General features: G+C 42.5%; 4 protein-coding genes. All 4 read left to right on the top strand.

The genetic code is table 11. From position 1 onward, the window contains the following. The first annotated feature begins 244 nt into the window (after positions 1-244). Positions 245-1,198 (top strand): iron-siderophore ABC transporter substrate-binding protein, encoded by a 954-nt coding sequence (locus V7L95_RS02990; RefSeq protein ID WP_007500381.1) that lies wholly within the window; start codon positions 245-247, stop codon positions 1,196-1,198. Between the two features lie 70 nt (positions 1,199-1,268). Continuing rightward, complete coding sequence (locus V7L95_RS02985; RefSeq protein WP_008346988.1) at positions 1,269-2,285, top strand: iron ABC transporter permease; 1,017 nt, start codon at positions 1,269-1,271, stop codon at positions 2,283-2,285. Then, a complete protein-coding gene (locus V7L95_RS02980; RefSeq protein ID WP_041091855.1) occupies positions 2,278-3,315 on the top strand; it encodes an iron ABC transporter permease in 1,038 nt (345 codons plus the stop codon). Before V7L95_RS02985 ends, V7L95_RS02980 begins: the two co-directional genes overlap by 8 nt. 21 nt (positions 3,316-3,336) lie before the next feature. Beyond that, positions 3,337-4,056, top strand: a complete 720-nt coding sequence (locus V7L95_RS02975) for an IucA/IucC family C-terminal-domain containing protein (protein WP_136944527.1) — start codon at positions 3,337-3,339, stop codon at positions 4,054-4,056. Positions 4,057-4,181: the final 125 nt, after the last annotated feature.

The raw sequence follows: 4,181 nt of genomic DNA, 5'->3' as shown, positions 1-4,181 counted from the left end.
CAATCTGTTTACCAAGTGATAGAAAACCATACTCATTTGTCCATTTTACTAGAATCGGGAAAAAAGATTGGGCGTACCATCCAAATGTGGAAAAGTTCCATTTAACCTGAACAACTAGTCAACACTCTACCTTTTTCTTAAAAATTTACATTGACACCATCCTTTTCTATGATAAAATCATAGTGTGATAATGAGAATCGTTATCAAACGATATGACTACATATAGAATGGATAGGTGAGGTACATGTTCAAAAAATCTTTTTGGTCGCTACTAGTTGTGCTCTCCATCGTATTACTTGCGGCTTGTGGCAGTAATAGCAGCGAAGGCAAGTCAGATAGTAATGAGAAAACAAGAACCGTTGAAAGCGCTATCGGTTCAACTGAAATTAAAGGATCGCCTAAACGTGTGGTGACGTTGTATCAAGGAGCAACTGATGCAGCCGTCGCTATGGGCATTAAACCAGTGGGTGTTGTAGAATCTTGGCTTGAAGCACCTACGTATAAATATTTAAGAGATGATTTAAAGGGTGTCAAAATTGTTGGGCAGGAAACACAACCAAACTTAGAAGAAATTGAAAAGCTGAAGCCAGATTTGATCATTGCATCAAAAATCCGTCACGAGCAAATTTTTGATCAGCTGAAAGAAATCGCTCCAACGGTTGCAACAGAAACAGTGTTCACTTTTAAAGACACAGTGAATTTAATGGGTGAAGCGTTAAACAAGCAAGATAAATCAAAAGAATTGCTGACGAAGTGGGATGACCGCGTCGCTGACTTCAAAGAAAAAGCAAAGAAAGACATTAAAAACTGGCCAATGAGTGTGTCTGTGGTGAACTTCCGTGCAGATCATGCAAGAATCTATCAAACTGGGTTTGCAGGTTCAATTTTAACAGAGCTAGGCTTTGAAGGTCCTAAAAATGTCAAAGATAAAAAGCAAGATATCATTACACTTACAGACAAAGAGAGCATTCCACAAATGGATGCAGATGTGATCTATTACTTCATGGATGATCAGGATAAAGCAGTTGAAAAAGCATATAAAGAGTGGACAAGTCATCCTTTATGGAAGCAGCTTGATGCAGTGAAAGCGAAACAAGTGCATAAAGTTGATGAAATCACTTGGAACATGGCTGGCGGTATCACCGCTGCAAACATGATGCTTGATGATATTTATGATCGTCTAGGGCTTGATAAATAAGTGTAGCAGAGGAGAAAATGTGAAAAACCATTTTCTCCTTTTTCCATAACAGATTGAAAGCGGGAATCAGATGAGAAGTTTATTAAAAAAGGATTCGAGCAAGGCACTGCTATTTGCTGGATTCATCGTGTTGATGTTGGTCTTTTTTATGCTCAGTATTTCTCTTGGGCAAACCTCAATTTCCCTCAAAGCCACCATCCATGCGTTTCTTCAGTTTGATGAGTCAGATCCAAACAGTGTGATTGTCATGACATCCAGATTATCAAGAGCTTTAATTGCGACGGTTGTTGGATCAAGTCTAGCGATTTCAGGTGCACTCATGCAGGCATTGACGAGAAATCCGCTGGCTGCACCAGATCTTTTAGGTATTAATGCAGGTGGACTCTTTTTTATTGTGATTTCGATTGTTTTCTTTTCTACCGAGTCGTTAACAGGTTATATGTGGACGGCCTTTTTAGGCGCTGCCATTGCAGGTATGCTTGTCTTTCTTCTAGGCTCCATTGGAAGAGACGGACTGACACCGGTCAAAATTGTACTCGCAGGTGCTGCGATATCTGCTCTGTTTGCGTCCTTTACTCAAGGACTTTTAATCGTGAATGAACAGTCCATTCAAAGCATCCTGTTCTGGATGGCTGGTTCAGTGTCAGGAAGAAGTATAGATATGCTGCTGCCTGTGCTGCCTTATATTCTTGGGGCGACTGTGGTGGCGCTGCTTCTTGGCCGCTCGATCAATGTCCTTTTATCGGGTGATGATATTGCGAAAGGGCTTGGCCAGCGTACGTTGCTTTTGAAGATGACGATGGGGGTACTTGTCGTCTTTTTAGCAGGAGGTTCCGTCGCTGTCGCAGGATCCATTGGATTTGTTGGTTTTCTTGTGCCGCATATTGTGAAAAAGCTTGTTGGACCTGACCACCGCTGGGTACTGCCGTATTGTGCCGTTGTAGGGGCGTCGCTTTTACTTGTCGCAGATCTTGCCGCTCGTTTTCTGATCATGCCGCAGGAAGTACCGATTGGTGTTATGACGGCAATTGCAGGAGCGCCTCTATTTGTTTATCTCGTGCGCAAGGGGTTGAAGACAGGTGGCTAAAACATATACAGTGCGTTCAAAGGGCGGGCGCATTTCATTTCAATTTTCAAAGCGGACATTTTTGATTTTACTATTATTGACAGGCGTTGCCTTTGGTTTATTTATTCTGAGCCTTTGTATGGGCAGCCGCTTTATTCCGCCTACTGATGTGCTGCTGCATATCTTCGGACAAGGTGAGGGAAATACGTTTGTATTAAATACGTTGAGGATTCCAAGGACCCTGCTTGCGATTTTAGTGGGAGCGGCACTTGCGGTATCGGGGCTTATTTTACAAGGTCTCATTCGAAATCCGCTTGCATCGCCTGACATCATAGGAATTACGAGCGGTGCGTCGTTTGGCGCCATTATGTTCATCGTCTTTTGGATGGGTACTGTGCCTATTGCTTATCAGTCGTTGTGGGCCATTGCAGGCGCTTTTGCGGTATCATGCCTGATTTATTTGCTTTCATGGAAAAAAGGCGTCAAGCCGATCACGCTCGTCTTGATGGGAATTGGGATTTCCGCCATTATGAAGGCGTGTGTGACGTTTACTCTTGTGCTCAGCGATACGATGACCACGACCAAGTCATACATCTGGCTGACGGGCAGTTTATATGGTTCTACAATGAAGGACGTCATCGCAATGCTTCCTTGGGTATTGATTATTTTACCGATTGTCATGGTGCTGGCAAGAACGATGAATGTAAAGGAGCTTGGGGATGATCTTGCAACAGGTCTCGGTGTCAAGGTTCAGGCGAAGCGGTTATTCTTTCTACTGATGAGTGTGACATTAGCCGGTATTGCCGTTGCATTCGCAGGTGGTATTGAATTTGTTGGACTGATGGCGCCGCATGTTGCACGGATGATCATCGGTCGTTCCTTTATTGCGCTTGTTCCAGCATCTGCGCTTGTTGGAAGTATTCTCGTGATGCTGGCAGACTTAGTTGCGAGAACGGCTTTTCTTCCGTTAGATGTTCCGGCAGGCGTTTTTACGGCGGCAATTGGTGCACCGTTCTTTATTTATTTGTTATATCAACAGCGAAATCGCTAAACGAAAGATGGGGGTTTTGATATGAGGCCAGAGTGGGTTGAGAGAGAATTACTTGATTTCGGGGTACACATCACAAATGGACCAATGACATCTGATCGCACACTTGCTGCGCTTTTTTCAGAAGCATCTATCAGACGTTTATTAGAAGCTGAAAAGGAAGCGATGCATGCCCCGAATATAGCAGTGGCGGCATCCATGTTTTCAAAGCGCTATGCCTATTTAGTTGTTAGTTCTACTTTGTACTTGATGACGATGTATGATGCTGTCTATCGGTTTTCACCAGAGGCGTGTGTCTTTAGAGAAGATCGTAAAATTGAGCTAGATGAAACGCTCTGTTCTTTTGTTCAGTTAGAAGGAGATCGTCATGAGTGGAGAGAGCAGGTCGTCCGCACGCTATTTACGCAGTGTGTCACACCTCTTTTAGATGTATTGAAACGTACTTCAAGACTTCCGTATTCAATTTTATGGGAAAATGTAGCGGTACGTATCAATTCTCTTTACCGTAGCATGATGCGAGAAACGGAAGAGCCTAAAATGAAAGAGCGCATACGGGAGGATTATTTGTTTCTGAAGAAGGCGTCGGGTGATCTTTTCGGAGCGAAGCAAAATCCTTTCCAGCACAGCTTAAATTTAGATGAAAGTTTGCTAGACACATCAAATCGAAAGACTTGCTGTATGTATTATAAGCTTGAGAAAAAATCAGAGAGCCTTGATTATTGTCTCGTCTGTCCGCTAAAGTAAAAAAACACCTTATGCAAGGTGTTTTTTTATTAGATTAGATTTTTCTTAAATATTTATATGTAAATTTAAATATGATATTTATGTTATATTGTTTCATTATATCATCATTTATGGAAGGAACTGAT

Origin of the sequence: Bacillus sp. PPSBB_11 (genome assembly GCF_038023285.1) — a bacterium.
Lineage (GTDB): Bacteria > Bacillota > Bacilli > Bacillales > Bacillaceae > Bacillus > Bacillus altitudinis.
The sequence above is the reverse complement of the archived record's forward strand: the minus strand, read 5'-3'. Positions and strand labels throughout refer to the sequence as shown.

Bases quoted from the DNA above. Each gene is read 5' to 3' on its own strand.
- V7L95_RS02985 (WP_008346988.1), top strand. From the start codon at position 1,269: ATGAGAAGTTTATTAAAAAAGGATTCGAGCAAGGCACTGCTATTTGCT.
- V7L95_RS02975 (WP_136944527.1), top strand. From the start codon at position 3,337: ATGAGGCCAGAGTGGGTTGAGAGAGAATTACTTGATTTCGGGGTACAC.
- V7L95_RS02990 (WP_007500381.1), top strand. From the start codon at position 245: ATGTTCAAAAAATCTTTTTGGTCGCTACTAGTTGTGCTCTCCATCGTA.